Source organism: Citrobacter sp. Cpo071 (genome assembly GCF_030332765.1).
GTDB lineage: Bacteria > Pseudomonadota > Gammaproteobacteria > Enterobacterales > Enterobacteriaceae > Citrobacter > Citrobacter portucalensis.
The window spans coordinates 1-18,316 of the sequence record NZ_JAOWHE010000060.1; the positions used below are offsets into that span (position 1 = coordinate 1).

At 52.3% G+C, this 18,316-nt stretch carries 17 protein-coding genes and 1 tRNA gene; 11 read left to right on the plus strand and 7 right to left on the minus strand.

Annotation, left to right across the window (positions count from 1 at the left end):
- Positions 1–541: 541 nt before the first annotated feature.
- The 5 genes from sid to OGY09_RS01915 all read left to right on the plus strand — a co-directional run bounded on the left by sid (position 542) and on the right by OGY09_RS01915 (position 3,927).
- On the plus strand, positions 542–1,285 hold the full coding sequence (sid, locus tag OGY09_RS01895) for a capsid size-determining scaffold Sid (RefSeq protein ID WP_024154759.1): 744 nt from the start codon (positions 542–544) through the stop codon (positions 1,283–1,285).
- Between the two features lie 3 nt (positions 1,286–1,288).
- Positions 1,289–1,528, plus strand: coding sequence for an STY4826 family bacteriophage gene regulatory protein (locus OGY09_RS01900; RefSeq protein WP_000468229.1), 240 nt, complete (start codon positions 1,289–1,291; stop codon positions 1,526–1,528).
- Between the two features lie 15 nt (positions 1,529–1,543).
- Positions 1,544–2,110 carry a phage polarity suppression protein gene (locus tag OGY09_RS01905; protein WP_080087556.1) on the plus strand — a complete coding sequence of 189 codons (567 nt, stop codon included), beginning with the start codon at positions 1,544–1,546 and terminating at the stop codon, positions 2,108–2,110.
- Positions 2,111–2,423: 313 nt separating this feature from the next.
- On the plus strand, positions 2,424–2,861 hold the full coding sequence (locus tag OGY09_RS01910) for a protein gop (protein WP_286589877.1): 438 nt from the start codon (positions 2,424–2,426) through the stop codon (positions 2,859–2,861).
- Between the two features lies 1 nt (position 2,862).
- Positions 2,863–3,927, plus strand: coding sequence for a beta family protein (locus OGY09_RS01915; protein ID WP_116311780.1), 1,065 nt, complete (start codon positions 2,863–2,865; stop codon positions 3,925–3,927).
- A 23-nt stretch (positions 3,928–3,950) separates the two neighbouring features.
- Here OGY09_RS01915 and OGY09_RS01920 read toward each other — a convergent pair whose 3' ends face one another.
- From OGY09_RS01920 to OGY09_RS01930, 3 genes are all read right to left on the minus strand, one after another.
- Entirely contained in the window at positions 3,951–4,745 is a 795-nt protein-coding gene (locus OGY09_RS01920; RefSeq protein ID WP_116311781.1) for a sce7726 family protein, read from the minus strand.
- A 94-nt stretch (positions 4,746–4,839) separates the two neighbouring features.
- Positions 4,840–6,105 (minus strand): tyrosine-type recombinase/integrase, encoded by a 1,266-nt coding sequence (locus tag OGY09_RS01925; protein ID WP_116311782.1) that lies wholly within the window; start codon positions 6,103–6,105, stop codon positions 4,840–4,842.
- 164 nt (positions 6,106–6,269) lie between these two features.
- Positions 6,270–6,354: transfer RNA gene (locus tag OGY09_RS01930), tRNA-Leu, on the minus strand.
- Between the two features lie 220 nt (positions 6,355–6,574).
- Between OGY09_RS01930 and ahr the strand changes: the two genes are divergently transcribed.
- Both ahr and OGY09_RS01940 read left to right on the plus strand, forming a co-directional pair.
- The gene (gene ahr / locus OGY09_RS01935) at positions 6,575–7,594 is read left to right on the plus strand and encodes an NADPH-dependent aldehyde reductase Ahr (RefSeq protein ID WP_048236253.1); all 1,020 of its coding nucleotides are present in this window, start codon (positions 6,575–6,577) and stop codon (positions 7,592–7,594) included.
- A 147-nt stretch (positions 7,595–7,741) separates the two neighbouring features.
- Positions 7,742–9,244: a helicase HerA-like C-terminal domain-containing protein gene (locus tag OGY09_RS01940; RefSeq protein ID WP_275399053.1), complete on the plus strand. Its 1,503-nt coding sequence runs from the start codon at positions 7,742–7,744 to the stop codon at positions 9,242–9,244.
- A gap of 103 nt (positions 9,245–9,347) precedes the next feature.
- On the opposite strand, the gene lptG is transcribed toward OGY09_RS01940, so the two are convergent.
- The 3 genes from lptG to OGY09_RS01955 form a co-directional block, all read right to left on the minus strand.
- The gene (lptG, locus tag OGY09_RS01945; protein ID WP_008786067.1) at positions 9,348–10,430 is read right to left on the minus strand and encodes an LPS export ABC transporter permease LptG; all 1,083 of its coding nucleotides are present in this window, start codon (positions 10,428–10,430) and stop codon (positions 9,348–9,350) included.
- Positions 10,430–11,530 (minus strand): LPS export ABC transporter permease LptF, encoded by a 1,101-nt coding sequence (gene lptF / locus OGY09_RS01950; RefSeq protein ID WP_032942200.1) that lies wholly within the window; start codon positions 11,528–11,530, stop codon positions 10,430–10,432. The genes lptG and lptF overlap by 1 nt, the downstream gene beginning before the upstream one ends.
- A 62-nt stretch (positions 11,531–11,592) precedes the next feature.
- Entirely contained in the window at positions 11,593–11,643 is a 51-nt protein-coding gene (locus OGY09_RS01955; protein WP_212723231.1) for a hypothetical protein, read from the minus strand.
- A gap of 153 nt (positions 11,644–11,796) precedes the next feature.
- Between OGY09_RS01955 and pepA the strand changes: the two genes are divergently transcribed.
- The 4 genes from pepA to OGY09_RS01975 all read left to right on the plus strand — a co-directional run bounded on the left by pepA (position 11,797) and on the right by OGY09_RS01975 (position 17,436).
- Positions 11,797–13,308, plus strand: a complete 1,512-nt coding sequence (gene pepA / locus OGY09_RS01960) for a leucyl aminopeptidase (protein ID WP_003025870.1) — start codon at positions 11,797–11,799, stop codon at positions 13,306–13,308.
- A gap of 119 nt (positions 13,309–13,427) precedes the next feature.
- Positions 13,428–13,871 carry a DNA polymerase III subunit chi gene (holC, locus tag OGY09_RS01965; protein WP_003830256.1) on the plus strand — a complete coding sequence of 148 codons (444 nt, stop codon included), beginning with the start codon at positions 13,428–13,430 and terminating at the stop codon, positions 13,869–13,871.
- Complete coding sequence (locus OGY09_RS01970; RefSeq protein WP_153687690.1) at positions 13,871–16,726, plus strand: valine--tRNA ligase; 2,856 nt, start codon at positions 13,871–13,873, stop codon at positions 16,724–16,726. The genes holC and OGY09_RS01970 overlap by 1 nt, the downstream gene beginning before the upstream one ends.
- A 206-nt stretch (positions 16,727–16,932) precedes the next feature.
- Positions 16,933–17,436 carry a GNAT family N-acetyltransferase gene (locus tag OGY09_RS01975; RefSeq protein ID WP_003025856.1) on the plus strand — a complete coding sequence of 168 codons (504 nt, stop codon included), beginning with the start codon at positions 16,933–16,935 and terminating at the stop codon, positions 17,434–17,436.
- 26 nt (positions 17,437–17,462) lie between these two features.
- Here OGY09_RS01975 and OGY09_RS01980 read toward each other — a convergent pair whose 3' ends face one another.
- Positions 17,463–18,293 carry a hypothetical protein gene (locus OGY09_RS01980; protein WP_032942198.1) on the minus strand — a complete coding sequence of 277 codons (831 nt, stop codon included), beginning with the start codon at positions 18,291–18,293 and terminating at the stop codon, positions 17,463–17,465.
- Positions 18,294–18,316: the final 23 nt, after the last annotated feature.

The window sequence follows — 18,316 nt, forward strand, 5'->3', positions numbered from 1 at the left end:
ATCGGGCTACCTCACAAAGTCCATACAGTGCCGGTCGTGTCCGTCCGGCTTCGGGTAGCTCTCTATTTTGTGAATATTTTCCTTCAGGGCAACAAGTCATTTTGTATTACTCCACCACACAACAGAGCGATTTTTATACAGTGGCAAACAGTGACAATTGTTGACAATCTCTGATAACAAAATGGCAAACCGATAATTACTTTTATTTATATATTTATTATTTTTAATTGCTAAAAAGTCTAAGTAGCTGGCTGGCTGAACAAACTGAAGGGTGAACAGTGGTGAACAGACGGTGAACAGTCAGACCTTCAACTGTTCACCTCTTAACTAACTGTATTACTTATCTTTTTATTTAAGGTGAACAGTGGTGAATAGTTATAAGTAAAAAAACAAACGGTGAGTAAGGTTTTCCTGCGACCTTTCTCTGGCCAGCCTGATTTTAAGGTCTGTTTGTGCCAGCACTCTGACAACGGCAATGAATCGTGTTGTTGTGCAGGAGGCGTCAGAATCATTTCAGGTTGAACACACGGAGAGCCTGAACATGAAACCCGAACTCATTATCAAAGCCATGCAGACCGTTATCAGTAAACAGGATGAAGGCGCGGAACAACGTATTGCCGGTGCGCTGGCCGCACTTAATGAAGCAAAAGACGCACACACGGCCAGCATGGGTAAACTCAGCGACATTGAGGCTTCCATTCAGCGTTGTGAGCAGGAACGACAGACTGCCCTCAGTGAAAGCGCACAGGCCGAACAGGACTGGCGCAGCCGCTTTCGAACCCTGCGCGGCAACCTCACTCCTGAACTGAAAGCTGAACACAGTAAACGTATCGCCAGCCGAGAACTGGCTGATGAGTTCACCGGTCTGATTACCGAGCTGGAGAAAGACAAAGGCCTCGCCATGCTTGGCGCATGCTCCTCCGGTACGGCTTATATCAGCGCCCACGAAAAAGCATTCACCACTTACGCCAACAGCGAATGGAAGAAAGTGCTGGCCGGTATCAGCCCTGCACTGTTACGTGCCTTCCTGTTACGTATACGGTCGCTGGAAATGAGCGGAGAAACCTCGCCGCGTGCGACCGTGACCCGCGAGCTGGGCGATGCCCTGAATCTGCAGTCAGCCCTGTATCATTTCGATATGGAGCAGGAGCCGGTTCTGTCCGTAACGGGCATGAATCGCCCGGTCATAACCGGGGTTGATATGGCGCTGTTAAGAAGCCCGGCCAGACGGATGAAGCTTGCCGCTGAACTGGCCGCAAAAGACCACGAACAGGCAGAGGGCTGAATTATGTTTCACTGTCCGTTCTGCAAAAAGACCGCGCACGTCCGTACCAGCCGTTATCTGTCGGAAAACGTCAAACAACGTTATCACCAGTGTACCAATATCGAATGTTCGGCCACTTTCCGCACCATCGAGTCGGTTGACGGTGTGATACGTGCCGCCCCGGAGAAACCCGACCCCGCGCCGGTGGCGCCACCACCGCCGCGTAAGGTGCAGGGCTGCTACAGTTCGCCGTTCCGGCATTAATCAGGAGAGAAACACGTGACCACTGTGACCATACAGCAGGCCTTTGAGGCCTGTCAGACGAACAAAAACACCTGGCTGAAACGTAAAGCTGAACTGGCCGATCTTGAACGGGAATACCGTGAACAGCTCCTTGCCGGTGACGAACAAATCCCGCGCAGAATGCAGGATTTGCGCGACAATATCGACGTGAAAAGGTGGGAGATTAATCAGGCCGCCGGTCGCTATATCCGCTCACATGAGGAGGTGCAGCACATCAGCATCCGCAACCGGCTCCATGACTTTATGCAGCAGCACGGCGCGGAGCTGGCCGCCACGCTGGCACCTGAGCTGATGGGATATCACGAACAGCTTCCCGCAGTAAAACAGAGCGCCATGCAGCACTCGGTCGATTATCTGCGTGAAGCCCTGTCGGTGTGGCTGGCCGCAGGTGAAAAAATTAATTATTCCGTGCAGGACAACGATATTTTAACGGCCATCGGATTCAGGCCTGATGCGGCTTCGCGGGATGATAATCGCGAGAAATTCACCCCGGCACAGAACCTGATTTACACCCGCCGACGTGCAGAACTGGCCGCACGGTAGCACGCAAAAAAATCCCCGAAAATTCCGCTATTTTTCCCGAAAAAAGCCATGCATCCATAAGGTGCATGGTTTTGCATGCAAATCCCCGTATTTTTTATCCCACGCAACACCAGTACCGGCGCGGCCTGAGGCCGTTCATGCACCTGCATTAAAAGCGACCTCTTAAGCGGGCAGGCGTGGCGGGGAGAGCATTGCGCGCAAGATGCCACGCATTAAAAAGACACTTTAAAGCGATAAAAGCTATTGCGATGAAACATATCCATAAGATAGATATGGCATTACTGCTAAATATGTGTAAAAAATAGTGATACCGATGCAACCCTTTTCTCTGCTCTTTCAAGGACAAATCTCAGGTCAAGAGAGTCATAAGATGCTAAATCATATTTATGGAATTGTTGGTATAGTTGGCACACTAGTTACAATTGTGACGAGCTACATCAGAAATCAAGAATTGTCGCAATGGCTACTTGTATGTTCTGGTTGGCTTGCGGCTCTATTGATAGGTTGGTTCACGCATAGAACTATTAAAGTTCTAAGCAAAAATCACAAAGAAACCATCATTAGTAACGATGGTGTTAAGCAAACGCTCATAGAACGGAATGAAACATTAACCACACAACTTACACATGCATTAGAACAAAAAGAAAAAATGGAAGGAATCGCGGCTTATTTAGCCACTCAGAACCCACAAATTAACGCCATGCCTAGAGCCATCGCGCGACAAGAGAATACTGAGCCAGGAGGTAATTAAGATGAAAGTAAATTTTGATAGTTATTCATATTATCCTGCATTAAGGACTCGTGCTGCTGAAATTCTTGGGTTGAGTCAACTTGCTCATGATAAGAAAGAGAAAATACTTCCACTTATAACTTTAGGAAAATGGCCCCGCTCAGATGAAATTCAAGTTTCTCTTGATAAGAGTCTGGAAGCAATGAATAACTTGCCTTTTATACTGGATGTTACTCAAGAGAACAAGCATCATTGCGCATCAAGCTTTGACCTTCTATCTTCAGAAAATAATTTTTCAAACTGGATAGCTTTTTGCTCTAAAAATGAAAATATTATCCCGATAGTTCAAATGCCTGAATCTGCAAGATTAAGGGATATAGTACAGCAGGCAAGAACACTTGAAGAGAATAAAGGCTCCATTGCATTCCGCATAAAGAATCTTAACTCTGATATAAATAAAACAATAGCATCACTCGTGTCTCTCGACTCCCCTGAAAATGCAGTTATATTCATAGACTTAGGCTACATTCGCGGCCACGTCTCAGCAATGACGTCTGCTGCCATAAGTGCAATAAACCAAATAAGGACAGAAATTCCTGAGGCTATAATAAGTGTACTGTCGACTAGTTTCCCAAGTTCAGTCGCAAACTTTGCAGGAGAAAATGGTCAATCTGGTTATATTGATATTATGGAAAGAGAATTCCACCAAACTATCGGAGGGCGAGGAGTTTCTATATACGGAGATCATAGTTCAATTCACTCTGTTGTATATGATGATGTTGGTGGGCGTTATGTTCCAAGAATTGATATTGCATTAGATGATGCTTGGTTTTTTGAGAGAAGGCCAGGGCTTGATAGTAAAGGCTATATCGAAGCGGCAAGAGCGATTCTTAAAAGATACCCTAATTATCTTGAAGAGGAATCTTGGGGGGCGCAGATGATTAAAAACGCAGCATCAGGCGATATTGCTGGTATGGGGAGTCCTGCTAAATGGATTTCTGTGCGCGTGAACCTTCACATAACAAAGCAAATTGAGCTATCAGAAGCACTTAAAACAGATTACGATCCTGAAGAGGATTTCTTCTAAAAAATAAGGGAGGACTCCCTCCCTTATCGCACGACCCTTTTCAAAACCTTGATAGGAGTGATGCTCCCAACTTCGCCGTGCTTTCTCATAAACCCCTCAATATCAACCGTATAAAAATCATTTAATCTTTCTTCAGTATTATCTTCGAAATCTTTAAAGTGGTTATGTTCCCGCTTCTTTTTTGATTTACTTAACAAAGTCAAATCATTAGCACTCGATAATTCACTCCCTGCTAATTTCTTCATATAATCATCAGAAGTTTCTTTATAGCGCTGCTTAATTGCATTAAGGGCGAATTCTCTAATTCTAGATAAGGGGATTTGCTCAGCTATCCGCTCTAAAGCCTCACGACCAGACTCAAATAAAAACTTTTTCCCGTTTTCAACAAGAAGTAACTGCAACTCTTTTTTTAATAAGAAATTAATATATACCTTCTTATTCCCGAGAACTGCCGTACGCCCACGCTGAACTATTTTAAAACGAATGCCTTTACTAGTATTTAGGTATTCAATAACACCAACATCTGATGTTACTTTCTTCGCTATTTCATAGGTAAATTTTGGGGCACAAACAACCGTTACCTTTTCAAAACGAGATGTAAAGGTTTCTAACTGACCGTCCAATCTTTTAAGAGAATCAAAATCACTTTTTATTTCAAAAGCTTGCAAGTGACCATTAGCCACGGCCAAATCAGCGCGGCGACTCCAATTCGCCACAACCATTTCATTAATAATAGTTGCGTTATCCAACAAGCCCTTTCTAAAAAGCCAGTCAATAAATGCGACTTTTACATCTTGCTCTCTTAATAAAACTGACATAATCTCGCCACACTCTTAAAAATTATTAAATATTATAGCAAAAAAAACAAATTCTATCCATCAATCTATTTGAAATGATTTTTTTGATAAAGATCTAGATCTCATTTACTTTATTCCCACAGTCATAGGGCGATATATACTCCTTGTTATTCAATTCTAAATAATCAGCCCACCACTGAACCATTTTGCGCCTTTCATCTAAATGTTCTGATGTATGAATATAAGCAGCCCTAACGCCATTACGTTCTGTGTGACTCAACTGACGTTCTATCGCATCATCACTCCACAATCCTGACTCACCCAATGCACCACGCGCCATCGTCCTAAATCCATGCCCGCAGACCTCGGTTTTCGTGTCATATCCCATCGCACGCAATGCGCTGTTTACCGTGTTTTCACTCATAACCTTAGTTGAGTCATGATCACCCGGAAAAAGCAGCTCTTTATCACCACTAATCCGCTTTAACTGTTCTAACAAATTCATCGCCTGACGACTAAGCGGAACGATATGCTCCTCTTTCATTTTCATGCCGCGATACGAGTAACGCACCCCTTTGATTTCTTCTCGTTTAGCAGGCACGCGCCAAAGAGATTTATCGAAGTCGAACTCATCCCAGCGCGCGAAACGTAACTCACTGGAACGCACAAAAGTGAGTAAGGAAAGCTCGACCGCGATCCGTGTCATTACGCGGCCACGATATGCAGCAAGACGTGCAAGAAACTCAGGGAACCGGCTGGAGGGTAAGGCGGGGTAATGTCGCGCTTTGGTTGTTGATAGCGCACCGGCCATGTCACTGGCTGGATTAGAGTCAATGTAATCGTTCTGTACAGCATAACGCATAATAGCCGTGACACGCTGCTGAAGACGCTGCGCAACATCATGCTTACCACTGGCATCAACTTTTTTAATCGGGGCTAACAGGTGGCTAGTTTTGAGCTGGCGAATGTCGGACGAACCGATATGAGGGAAGATATAAAGCTCAAGATAGCGAAGAACGCGCGATCGATGGTCTTCACTCCAGCGCTTGTTACTGGCATGCCATTCACGAGCAATGGTTTCGAAAGTATATGCCCCCGAATTCTCGGCCTGAGCTTCTTTCTGTTCGGCTTTTGGATCAATGCCCTGCACTAACAGCTTTTTAGCTTCGTCGCGCTTCGCTCTTGCCTGAGCAAGCGTCACAGTCGGCCAAACGCCAAAAGCGAGGCGATCCTCTTTTTTGTCAGAGGGGCGTCGGTATTTCATGCGCCAGTATTTAGAACCCTTGGCCGAAACCTCGAGATACAAACCGCCGCCATCGGCCATTTTGTAAGTTTTGTCTTTTGGCTTTGCGGTCTCGACCTGTCTAGCGTTGAGCTTCATTTTGGGGGCACATTTCTAATCGAAGTTAAGATGCCCCCAATTATGCCCCCAATGACATCCGGATTTCAACGGACAACCTCGGACGACTCAGGACGTAAAAATCGCTGCAAGCATTGATTTTTAAGGGATAATTGGACTTTCTCGGATGGTCTTGGAAGTACTAATGGTGCCGAAGGCCGGACTCGAACCGGCACGTATTTCTACGGTTGATTTTGAATCAACTGCGTCTACCGATTTCGCCACTCCGGCACGGAAGGGATGCGGAAAACGTTGTGGATTATACCTGTCATGCGCCACCATGCAAGCGCCAGCGTGTGTCTGGCTCGCTAAGTGTTGAAAATTTCAGCATTACCTTTCTTACCTGTAACCATCATCACAGTTTGCCCCCTCCTTAATCCCCCCTTCTGCGAAGCGTCCCGTTTCCCCATGCTCTACACTTCCAGTTCAACACCATACTGAGGGAAACACGATGTCGATGATAAAAAGCTACGCTGCAAAAGCGGCGGGCAGCGAACTCGAACTCTATGAATATGATGCGGGCGAGCTTAAGCCGGAAGATGTCGAAGTCCAGGTCGATTACTGCGGTATCTGCCATTCCGATTTGTCGATGATAGACAACGAATGGGGATTCTCTCAGTATCCGCTGGTTGCCGGGCATGAGGTGATTGGTCGCGTGGCGGCGCTCGGCAGCGCGGCGCAGGATAAAGGTCTGAAGGTTGGTCAGCGCGTCGGCGTTGGCTGGACAGCGCGCAGCTGCGGGCACTGCGATGCCTGTATCAGCGGTAATCAGATTAACTGTCTGGAAGGGTCTGTTCCCACAATTCTTAATCGCGGCGGCTTTGCCGAGAAGCTGCGGGCCGACTGGCAGTGGGTGATCCCGCTGCCGGAGAGTATCGATCTGGCGGCCGCTGGCCCATTACTGTGCGGCGGCATCACGGTGTTCAAACCGCTGCTGATGCACCATATCACCGCCACCAGCCGCGTCGGGGTGATCGGCATCGGCGGCCTGGGGCATATCGCCATTAAGCTGTTACACGCGATGGGCTGCGAAGTGACCGCGTTCAGCTCCAATCCGGCGAAAGAGCAGGAAGTGCTGGCAATGGGGGCGGATAAAGTGGTCAATAGCCGCGATCCGGATGCGCTAAAAGCGCTGGCGGGCCAGTTCGATCTCATTATTAATACGGTTAACGTCGATCTCGACTGGCAGCCCTATTTTGAAGCGCTGGCCTACGGCGGTAACTTCCATACCGTCGGCGCGGTGCTGAAGCCGCTGCCGGTTCCGGCGTTCACCTTAATAGCCGGCGATCGCAGTATCTCCGGTTCGGCAACCGGTACGCCGTTCGAACTGCGCAAGCTGATGAAATTTGCCGGGCGCAGCAAGGTGTCGCCCACCACCGAACTGTACCCGATGTCGCAAATTAACGAAGCCATCCAGCACGTGCGTGACGGTAAGGCCCGCTACCGCGTAGTGCTTAAAGCAGACTTCTGATCGTCTTTGCCGGGTGGCGTAAGCTTCCCGGCTATTCTCCCCGCTATTCCAGACAGGTTAAATTCGCCTCACAATCTCCGCAATTTAGCGGTGAAGAGTGCGTCACGGTTGCCTATACTCCAGGCAGGATAAATGGAGGAAATCTCAATGAGCGCACCCCTGCTAATTGCCCGCACGCCGGACACCGAACTGTTTTTACTGCCAGGTATGGCCAACCGTCACGGGCTGATTACCGGCGCGACCGGGACCGGTAAAACCGTCACGCTACAGAAGCTGGCCGAATCGCTGTCCGAGATTGGCGTTCCGGTATTTATGGCCGATGTGAAAGGTGACTTAACCGGCGTGGCCGAGGAAGGACAAGCCTCTGAAAAGCTGCTCGCCCGCCTGAAAAATATCGGCATTACTGACTGGCAACCGCATGCTAATCCGGTCACGGTGTGGGATATCTTCGGCGAAAAAGGTCATCCCGTGCGGGCCACGGTATCAGACCTCGGGCCGCTGCTGCTGGCCCGTCTGCTGAACCTCAACGACGTGCAGTCCGGCGTGCTGGATATAATCTTCCGCATTGCCGATGACCAGGGTCTGTTGCTGCTCGATTTCAAAGACCTGCGGGCCATCACCCAGTACATTGGCGATAACGCTAAATCCTTCCAGAATCAGTACGGCAATATCAGTAGCGCCTCGGTCGGGGCTATCCAGCGCGGACTGCTGTCGCTGGAGCAGCAGGGAGCGGCACACTTCTTTGGCGAACCGATGCTGGACATCAAAGACTGGATGCGTACCGACGCCAGCGGCAAAGGGATGATTAATATCCTCAGCGCCGAGAAGCTCTACCAGATGCCCAAACTGTACGCCGCCAGCCTGCTGTGGATGCTCTCCGAGCTGTATGAACAGTTGCCGGAAGCGGGCGATCTGGAGAAACCAAAACTGGTTTTCTTCTTCGATGAAGCGCACCTGCTGTTCAACGATGCTCCGCAGGTGCTGCTGGATAAAATCGAACAGGTGATCCGCCTGATCCGCTCGAAAGGGATCGGCGTGTGGTTCGTCTCGCAAAACCCGTCGGATATTCCGGACAACGTGCTTGGTCAGTTGGGAAACCGCGTGCAGCACGCCTTGCGCGCGTTCACGCCGAAAGACCAGAAAGCGGTGAAAAGCGCGGCGCAAACCATGCGCGCCAACCCGGCATTTGATACCGAAAAAGCCATTCAGGAGCTGGGAACCGGTGAGGCGCTGGTGTCGTTTCTGGACGCCAAAGGCAGCCCGTCGGTGGTTGAACGAGCAATGGTGATTGCGCCATGCTCACGGATGGGACCGGTGACGGACGACGAGCGCAACGGGCTGATTAATCACTCTTCGTTGTACGGTAAATATGAAGAAGAGATCGACCGCGAGTCCGCCTATGAACGTTTACAGCAAGGCGTGCAGGCCAGTACCGAGCAGCAAAATACGCCTCCCGCCAACGGTAAAGCTGTCGATGTGGATGGCGGTATTCTCGGTGGGTTGAAGGATATTCTGTTTGGCAGCACCGGACCGCGCGGCGGTAAGCGCGATGGCGTAGTGCAGAGCGTGGCGAAAAGCGCGGCGCGACAGGTTACCAATCAGATAATTCGCGGCATGTTGGGGAGTTTGATGGGCGGGAGAAAACGCTAGCCCCGTGTTACGTTGCCGGATGGCGGCGGAAACGCCTTATCCGGCCTACGGGTCCGGAGTAGGCCTGAAAAGCACAATGCCATCAGGCCTACGATTACTGTGATTACGATTTACGCAGCATCAGCCACAGGCTTATCAGGAAGAAGCTGGCGCTTGGCAGCAGCGCACCGATAATCGGCGGAATGCCGTACACCAGCGTCAGCGGGCCAAAAATTTGGTCCAGCACATAGAACACAAAGCCAAAGCTAATCCCTGTCACCACGCGCACGCCCATCGGGACGCTACGCAGCGGACCAAAGATAAACGACAGCGCCATCAGCATCATGACCGCTACAGACAGCGGCTGGAAGACTTTGCTCCACATATTGAGCTGGTAGCGTCCGGCATCCTGGCCGCTCGACTTCAGGTACTTCACGTAGTTATGCAGACCGCTAATCGACAGCGCATCAGGATCCAACGCCACAACGCCGAGCTTGTCGGGTGTCAGGTTGGTTTTCCAGGTGCCGCTCACCGTTTGCGAGCCGGTGATTTGCTTCGGATCGGTCAGGTTGGATTCATCCACCTGCGACAAACGCCAGACCTTCTGCTCCGGGTCAAACGTCGCGCTCGCAGCGTAGCGTACAGACTGCAGACGGCGCTTGTCGTTAAACGAGTAGATGCTAATCCCGCCTAACTCGGCGTCGCCTTTCACCCGCTCGATGTAGACAAAGCTGTCACCGTCTTTCGCCCACAACCCCTGCTGGGTAGAGAGCAACGAGCCGCCGTACATCTGCTGCGCACGGTAGTTACGCGCCATCTGTTCGCCTTGTGGCGCGACCCATTCGCCGATAGCCATCGTCAGCAGCACCAGCGGAATCGCGGTTTTCATCACCGACAACGCCACCTGCATACGGGTAAAGCCAGAAGCCTGCATCACCACCAGTTCACTGCGCTGGGCCAGCATGCCCAACCCCAGCAATGCCCCCAGCAGTGCCGCCATCGGGAAGAAGATCTGGATATCTTTCGGCGCACTGAGCAGGGTATACAGCCCGGCGCCCATCGCATCGTAGCTCCCCTGCCCGGCTTTTTTCAGCTGGTCAACGAACTTGATGATCCCGGAGAGCGACACCAGCATGAACAGCGTCATCATGATGGTGGTGAAAATGGTTTTACCGATATAGCGGTCAAGTACACCAAAAGGCTGCATTATACCGCTCCTTTACGCATAAAACGGGCACGCAAGCGGCGCATCGGCACCGTATCCCAGAGGTTAAGCACAATCGCGAGCGCCAGATACGCCAGGTTAACCGTCCACATCCAGAACACCGGATCCAGCTTACCTTTACCGCCGTTCGACTTCAGCGACGTCTGAACCAGGAAGAACAGCAAATAGAGCAGCATTGCTGGCAGCATCGACAGCACGCGCCCCTGACGCGGGTTCACCACGCTCAGCGGTACGACCATCAGCGCCATCATAAATACGGTGAATACTAACGTGATACGCCAGGTTAGCTCCGCGCGGGCACGATCGGTGTCGGTCGTCCACAGCGTACGCATGTTCATCTGGTCGGTATCGTTTGGATCCAGTGCCACGGCCTGATGACCGATAATCGCCTGATAATCCTGGAAGTCGGTAATGCGGAAATCGCGCAGCAGCGCGGTACCTTCGAAGCGCGTCCCCTGGTTCAGCGTCACGACCTGAGAGCCATCACGCATCTGGGTAAGATGTCCGGAATCGGCTACGACGACCGAAGGACGAGCGTTGCCTTTCGGGCGGATTTGCGCGAGGAACACGTCTTTGAAGTTGCTGCCGTCAACGCTTTCTATAAACAGCACCGAACTGCCGTTGGTCGCCTGCTGGAATTGCCCCTGAGCAAGCGCCGCCATACCGGGGTTCGCTTTCGCCTCCGCCAGGACTTCGTCCTGATGTCTGGAGGACCACGGCCCGGCCCACATCACGTTGACCGCCGCAATAATACTGGTAAACAGCGCCAGCACCATCGCCGCTTTCACGAGCACTGCCTTGCTCAGCCCGCAGGCGTGCATGACCGTAATTTCACTTTCGGTATACAGTTTGCCCAGCGTCATCAACAGCCCGAGGAACAGGCTTAAGGGCAAGATAAGTTGCGCCATTTCTGGCACGCCCAGCCCCAGCAGCGAGAGCACCAGATTTGCCGGGATATCACCGTCAACCGCCGCACCAAGGATCCTGACCAACTTTTGACAAAAGAAGATCAAAAGCAGGATGAATAGGATCGCAAGTTGGCTTTTGAGCGTTTCCCGAACCAGATATCTTATGATTATCACTTTAAATACGCCCGTAAAAACCCGTCTTTTGCCGGAATTTAGCTTGTTTCATGGCTTAAACGTCATTTATTCTCTTGAGTCGTCGAAATCGTCGCTAAGATCATTATACTCAACGGATCCACCTCTCAGAAATTGTTCTGACGTGCCAATGCCGTAATAACGTTAAGATTAACACGAAGTCACCGCAACAGCGGGTATGAGTTACGAAAGCTTGCAATTCTATCCGTAGCCACCGCCGTTGTCTTTAAGATTCAGGAGCGTAGTGCATGGAGTTCAGTGTAAAAAGCGGTAGCCCGGAGAAACAGCGGAGTGCGTGCATCGTCGTGGGTGTCTTTGAACCACGCCGCCTCTCTCCGATTGCAGAGCAGCTCGACAAGATCAGCGACGGGTACATCAGCGCACTGCTGCGTCGCGGCGAACTGGAAGGCAAACCGGGTCAAACCCTGTTGCTGCACCATGTTCCTAACGTTCTGTCTGAGCGAATTCTCCTTATTGGGTGTGGCAAAGAGCGCGAACTTGATGAGCGCCAGTACAAGCAAGTCATTCAGAAAACCATCAATACCCTGAATGATACAGGCTCAATGGAAGCCGTCTGCTTTCTGACTGAGCTGCACGTCAAAGGGCGCAATAACTACTGGAAAGTGCGTCAGGCCGTTGAGACGGCACAGGAAACGCTGTACAGCTTTGATCAACTGAAGACCAACAAAAGCGAGCCACGTCGCCCGCTGCGTAAAATGGTCTTTAACGTGCCGACCCGCCGCGAACTGACCAGCGGTGAGCGTGCGATCCAACACGGTCTGGCGATCGCCGCCGGCATTAAAGCGGCAAAAGATCTTGGCAACATGCCGCCGAACATCTGTAACGCCGCCTATCTGGCCTCTCAGGCGCGCCAGCTGGCAGACAGCTACAGCAAAAATGTTGTGACCCGCGTAATCGGCGAGCAGCAGATGAAAGAGCTGGGCATGCACTCTTATCTGGCCGTCGGTCACGGCTCGCAGAACGAGTCGCTGATGTCGGTCATTGAGTACAAAGGCAATCCGTCCGAAGACGCGCGTCCGATTGTGCTGGTCGGTAAAGGGTTAACCTTTGACTCCGGCGGTATCTCCATCAAACCAGCCGAAGGCATGGATGAGATGAAGTACGACATGTGCGGCGCAGCAGCGGTATACGGCGTGATGCGCATGGTGGCCGAGCTTCAGCTCCCCATCAACGTTGTCGGCGTGCTGGCGGGCTGTGAAAACATGCCGGGTGGCCGCGCGTATCGCCCAGGCGACGTGCTGACCACGATGTCTGGACAGACCGTTGAAGTGCTCAATACGGATGCCGAAGGCCGTCTGGTGCTGTGCGACGTGTTAACCTACGTCGAGCGCTTTGAGCCAGAAGCGGTGATTGACGTCGCGACCCTGACCGGCGCGTGCGTGATTGCGCTGGGCCATCACATCACCGGCCTGATGTCGAACCACAACCCGCTGGCGCATGAGCTGATCGGTGCGTCCGAGCAGGCTGGTGACCGCGCGTGGCGTTTGCCGCTGGGTGATGAATACCAGGAGCAGTTAGAGTCCAACTTTGCGGATATGGCGAACATCGGCGGACGTCCTGGCGGTGCCATTACCGCGGGCTGCTTCTTGTCACGCTTTACCCGTAAGTACAACTGGGCGCACCTGGATATCGCCGGTACCGCATGGCGTTCAGGGAAAGCCAAAGGCGCAACCGGTCGTCCGGTCGCGTTGCTGTCGCAGTTCCTGCTCAATCGTGCCGGTTTTAACGGCGAAGAGTGATGTAAAACGCCGGGTGGCGGCTTCGCCTTACCCGGCCTACAACATCACTCAACCGTAGGCCGGGTAAGCGTAGCGCCACCCGGCTTTGCATTTAAATCCACAACAAGAAGCCCCATATCATGAGAAACGCAACGTTCTATATTCTGGACAATGACAACACCGTCGATGGCTTAAGCGCCGTTGAACAACTGGTGTGTGAAATTGCCGCAGAACGTTGGCGTGCTGGCAAGCGCGTGCTGATCGCCTGTGAAAACGAAAAGCAGGCTCTTCGACTGGATGAAGCTCTGTGGGCGAGACCGGCAGAAAGTTTTGTTCCGCATAATCTGGCGGGAGAAGGCCCCAGAGGTGGCGCGCCGGTAGAGATTGCCTGGCCGGAGAAACGCAATAGCAGCCCGCGCGACCTGCTCATCAGTTTGCGCGTTGGCTTTGCAGATTTTGCCACCGCTTTCACAGAAGTGATAGACTTCGTTCCTTACGAAGATTCTTTGAAACAATCGGCACGCGATCGCTACAAAGCTTACCGCGTGGCTGGTTTTAACCTGAATACGGCAACCTGGAAATAATGGAAAAGACATACAACCCACAAGATATCGAACAGCCGCTTTACGAGCACTGGGAAAAGCAGGGCTATTTCAAACCTAACGGCGATGAAAGCAAAGAGTCCTTCTGCATCATGATCCCGCCGCCGAACGTCACCGGCAGTTTGCATATGGGTCATGCTTTCCAGCAAACCATCATGGATACCATGATTCGCTACCAGCGCATGCAGGGTAAAAACACCCTGTGGCAGGCCGGTACCGACCACGCGGGTATCGCTACCCAGATGGTGGTTGAGCGTAAGATTGCCGCTGAAGAAGGTAAAACCCGTCACGACTACGGTCGCGAAGCGTTTATCGACAAAATTTGGCAGTGGAAAGCGGAATCCGGCGGCACCATTACCCGTCAGATGCGCCGTCTCGGCAACTCCGTTGACTGGGAGCGCGAGCGCTTCACTATGGACGAAGGTCTTTCCAATGCCGTGAAAGAAGTCTTTGTTCGCCTGTACAAAGAAGATCTGATCTACCGTGGCAAGCGTCTGGTCAACTGGGACCCGAAACTGCGCACCGCTATTTCTGATCTGGAAGTGGAAAACCGCGAGTCTAAAGGCTCCATGTGGCACATCCGCTATCCGCTGGCTGACGGCGCGAAAACCGCAGACGGTAAAGATTACCTGGTCGTCGCCACCACCCGTCCGGAAACCGTACTGGGTGATACCGGCGTAGCCGTTAACCCGGAAGATCCGCGCTACAAAGATCTGATCGGCAAATTCGTTGTCCTGCCGCTGGTTAACCGTCGCATTCCGATCGTCGGCGATGAACACGCCGACATGGAAAAAGGCACCGGCTGCGTGAAGATCACCCCGGCGCACGACTTTAACGACTACGAAGTCGGGAAACGTCACGGCCTGCCGATGATCAACATTCTGACCTTTGACGGCGACATCCGCGAAACCGCGGAAGTGTACGACACCAAAGGCGAAGAGTCCGACGTTTACTCCAATGAAATCCCGGCTGAGTTCCAGAAGCTGGAACGTTTTGCTGCGCGTAAAGCGGTGGTTGCCGCCGTTGATGCCCTGGGCCTGCTGGAAGAAATTAAACCGCACGACCTGACCGTACCTTACGGCGACCGTGGCGGCGTGGTTATCGAACCGATGCTGACCGACCAGTGGTACGTCCGTGCCGACGTGCTGGCAAAACCGGCGGTTGAAGCGGTTGAGAATGGCGACATCCAGTTCGTACCGAAGCAGTACGAAAACATGTACTTCTCCTGGATGCGTGATATTCAGGACTGGTGTATTTCCCGTCAGCTGTGGTGGGGTCACCGTATCCCGGCATGGTATGACAACGACGGCAATGTCTACGTTGGCCGTACCGAAGACGAAGTGCGTCAGGAAAACAACCTCGGCGCCGACGTTGCGCTGCGTCAGGACGAAGACGTTCTCGATACCTGGTTCTCTTCTGCACTGTGGACCTTCTCTACCCTGGGCTGGCCGGAAAATACCGACGCGCTGCGTCAGTTCCACCCAACCAGCGTGATGGTTTCCGGCTTCGACATTATCTTCTTCTGGATTGCCCGCATGATCATGATGACCATGCACTTCATCAAAGATGAAAACGGCAAGCCGCAGGTTCCGTTCAAGACCGTCTACATGACCGGTCTGATTCGTGACGACGAAGGCCAGAAGATGTCCAAATCCAAGGGTAACGTGATTGACCCGCTGGATATGGTCGACGGTATCTCTCTGGCAGAACTGCTGGAGAAACGTACCGGCAACATGATGCAGCCGCAGCTGGCTGAGAAAATTGCCAAGCGTACCGAGAAGCAGTTCCCGGACGGCATCGAGCCGCACGGCACCGACGCCCTGCGTTTCACCCTGGCAGCGCTGGCCTCTACCGGTCGCGATATCAACTGGGACATGAAGCGTCTGGAAGGTTACCGTAACTTCTGTAACAAGCTGTGGAACGCCAGCCGCTTCGTGCTGATGAACACCGAAGATCAGGATTGCGGCTTCAACGGCGGCGAAATGACCCTGTCTCTGGCGGACCGCTGGATCCTCGCTGAATTCAACCAGACCATCAAAGCGTACCGCGAAGCGCTGGATAACTTCCGCTTCGATATCGCCGCGGGCATTCTGTACGAGTTCACCTGGAACCAGTTCTGCGACTGGTATCTGGAGCTGACCAAGCCGGTCATGAACGGTGGTTCCGAATCTGAACTGCGCGGCACTCGCAATACGCTGGTTACCGTGCTGGAAGGTCTGCTGCGCCTGGCGCACCCAATCATTCCGTTCATCACCGAGACCATCTGGCAGCGCGTGAAAGTGATTTGTGGCAACACTGCAGATACCATCATGCTGCAGCCGTTCCCGGAATATAACGCAGCGCAGGTTGATGAAGCGGCGCTGGCTGATACCGAATGGCTGAAGCAGGCGATCGTTGCCGTACGTAACATCCGTGCGGAAATGAACATCGCCCCGGGCAAACCGCTGGAGCTGCTGCTGCGTGGTTGCAGCGTTGATGCGATGCGTCGTGTGAACGACAACCGCAGCTTCCTGCTGAACCTGGCACGTCTGGAAAGCATTACCGTGCTGCCAGCCGATGACAAAGGTCCGGTCTCCGTGACCAAAATCATCGACGGCGCCGAGCTGCTGATCCCGATGGCTGGCCTCATCAACAAAGAAGATGAGCTGGCGCGTCTGGCGAAAGAAGTGGCGAAAATCGAAGGTGAGATTGCCCGTATCGAAGGCAAACTTTCCAACGAAGGTTTCGTTGCCCGCGCACCGGAAGCAGTCATCGCCAAAGAGCGTGAGAAGCTGGATGGTTACGCAGAAGCCAAAGCGAAGCTGATTGAACAGCAGGCGGTCATCGCCGCGCTGTAATTGCCTATGCCGGATAGCGCTGCGCTTATCCGGCAAACGGGCACCGTCATCGTAGGTCGGATAATCGTAGCGCATCCGACACCACAGACGATAAAGCCTCTGACGCATATGCTCAGAGGCTTTTTATTGAATTATCCTCGCTTGCGCTTCCCCTCGCCGCAGTGGTATTAACTGCATATGTCTCACTTTTATGTCATGAGTTCGCTATGAGTGCCATTACCTCCGTCGCGGCAACGCTGCGCCGAATTTCTGCCGATGATAACGCCGCAATTGCCCGCGTTATCCGCAAAGTTTCCGCTGAATACGGGCTTACCGCCGATAAGGGCTATACCGTTGCCGACCCTAATCTGGACGAACTGTTCCAGGTTTACAGCCAGCCGGGCGCAGCCTACTGGGTGGTTGAGCAAAACGGTGAAGTCGTGGGCGGCGGTGGTGTTGCACCGTTAGGATGTAGTGAACCAGACATTTGCGAGCTGCAAAAGATGTACTTCCTGTCGAGCGCGCGCGGTCAGGGGCTGGCGAAAAAGCTGGCGCTGATGGCGCTCGAACATGCCCGCGAGCAGGGTTTTAAACAGTGCTATCTGGAGACCACGGCTTTTCTGACTGAGGCAATCCGCCTGTATGAACATTTAGGCTTTGAGCATATCAGCGAAGCGCTGGGCTGTACCGGGCACGTAGATTGTGAAGTGCGGATGTTAAAGCCCCTCTGACCTTACGCCGAGAGGCTTTAGCCACGTTACTGCATCTCGGCTGAGAGCATCAGTCGAATAACGCCAGCCGCGCGGGCGGTTGGCAGCTTCAGCACCTGTGACCAGAGATCCTGCACTATCTCACAGGCAATCTTCTCTTTGCCGATCGCTTTAGTCGGATCGGCCATGATCTGAATATCCGGCCCATAACGCTGTACTAGCCCAGGGCTTATTGCTTGCAGATCCTGCAACGCCAGCTGTTTCTCTTCTGCCGTGACCGTATGTTTGTTCGGACCATAGGCAGCACGCATCATACTCATATCACTCGCCATACGACGGTTCATGATCTCATGCGGAACCAGACGTGCCGGGTTAATCCCCCCTTTCACTGCCGGAAACAGAAAGCGGAAGCATTCGTCATCACCGATTTTGGCCACAGCAGCGATCTGCTCAAGGTTAATTTTCATATATTCAATGACATTGGCATCTGGCGCCTGCTGCAATCTTGCCATTTGCAACTGAAGAATTTGCGGCTGTATCGCGTCGATAACCTGCTGTTCGCTACTCCCTGCTTTCTTCATCTGCGCTGCCTGGCTGATAATTTTTTGTGTCAGCTCAGGTTCCTGCTCCTTAATCACCTGAAACGCCGGATTGGAGAGCATCGCCTTTTCAAATTGCTGCTCTTCGGTCAGACCATAATCCGGGCTTTCGCGTGGGATCAGGTAGTGCACATCAAACAGATTCCACGCGATGATCGCCACCACAAAAACCACCGCGCCGGAGATCTTGCCCAGCCAGCCTTTTTTGCGAAACATGCCGACGACGATAGCAATCACCGCCCCGATATAACCTGCCAACAAAACGTGTGCCCAGTTCATTAACCATCCTTATGCCAAATCAT

Excerpts from the sequence above, each read along its gene's own strand:
- OGY09_RS01915 (WP_116311780.1), top strand. The coding sequence starts at position 2,863 with ATGAAAGTAAATTTTGATAGTTATTCATATTATCCTGCATTAAGGACT.
- OGY09_RS01975 (WP_003025856.1), top strand. The coding sequence starts at position 16,933 with ATGAGTGCCATTACCTCCGTCGCGGCAACGCTGCGCCGAATTTCTGCC.
- ahr (WP_048236253.1), top strand. The coding sequence starts at position 6,575 with ATGTCGATGATAAAAAGCTACGCTGCAAAAGCGGCGGGCAGCGAACTC.
- OGY09_RS01920 (WP_116311781.1), bottom strand. The coding sequence starts at position 4,745 with ATGTCAGTTTTATTAAGAGAGCAAGATGTAAAAGTCGCATTTATTGAC.
- lptG (WP_008786067.1), bottom strand. The coding sequence starts at position 10,430 with ATGCAGCCTTTTGGTGTACTTGACCGCTATATCGGTAAAACCATTTTC.
- OGY09_RS01910 (WP_286589877.1), top strand. The coding sequence starts at position 2,424 with ATGCAACCCTTTTCTCTGCTCTTTCAAGGACAAATCTCAGGTCAAGAG.
- OGY09_RS01980 (WP_032942198.1), bottom strand. The coding sequence starts at position 18,293 with ATGAACTGGGCACACGTTTTGTTGGCAGGTTATATCGGGGCGGTGATT.
- sid (WP_024154759.1), top strand. The coding sequence starts at position 542 with ATGAAACCCGAACTCATTATCAAAGCCATGCAGACCGTTATCAGTAAA.
- OGY09_RS01940 (WP_275399053.1), top strand. The coding sequence starts at position 7,742 with ATGAGCGCACCCCTGCTAATTGCCCGCACGCCGGACACCGAACTGTTT.
- OGY09_RS01900 (WP_000468229.1), top strand. The coding sequence starts at position 1,289 with ATGTTTCACTGTCCGTTCTGCAAAAAGACCGCGCACGTCCGTACCAGC.
- OGY09_RS01925 (WP_116311782.1), bottom strand. The coding sequence starts at position 6,105 with ATGAAGCTCAACGCTAGACAGGTCGAGACCGCAAAGCCAAAAGACAAA.
- pepA (WP_003025870.1), top strand. The coding sequence starts at position 11,797 with ATGGAGTTCAGTGTAAAAAGCGGTAGCCCGGAGAAACAGCGGAGTGCG.
- OGY09_RS01970 (WP_153687690.1), top strand. The coding sequence starts at position 13,871 with ATGGAAAAGACATACAACCCACAAGATATCGAACAGCCGCTTTACGAG.
- holC (WP_003830256.1), top strand. The coding sequence starts at position 13,428 with ATGAGAAACGCAACGTTCTATATTCTGGACAATGACAACACCGTCGAT.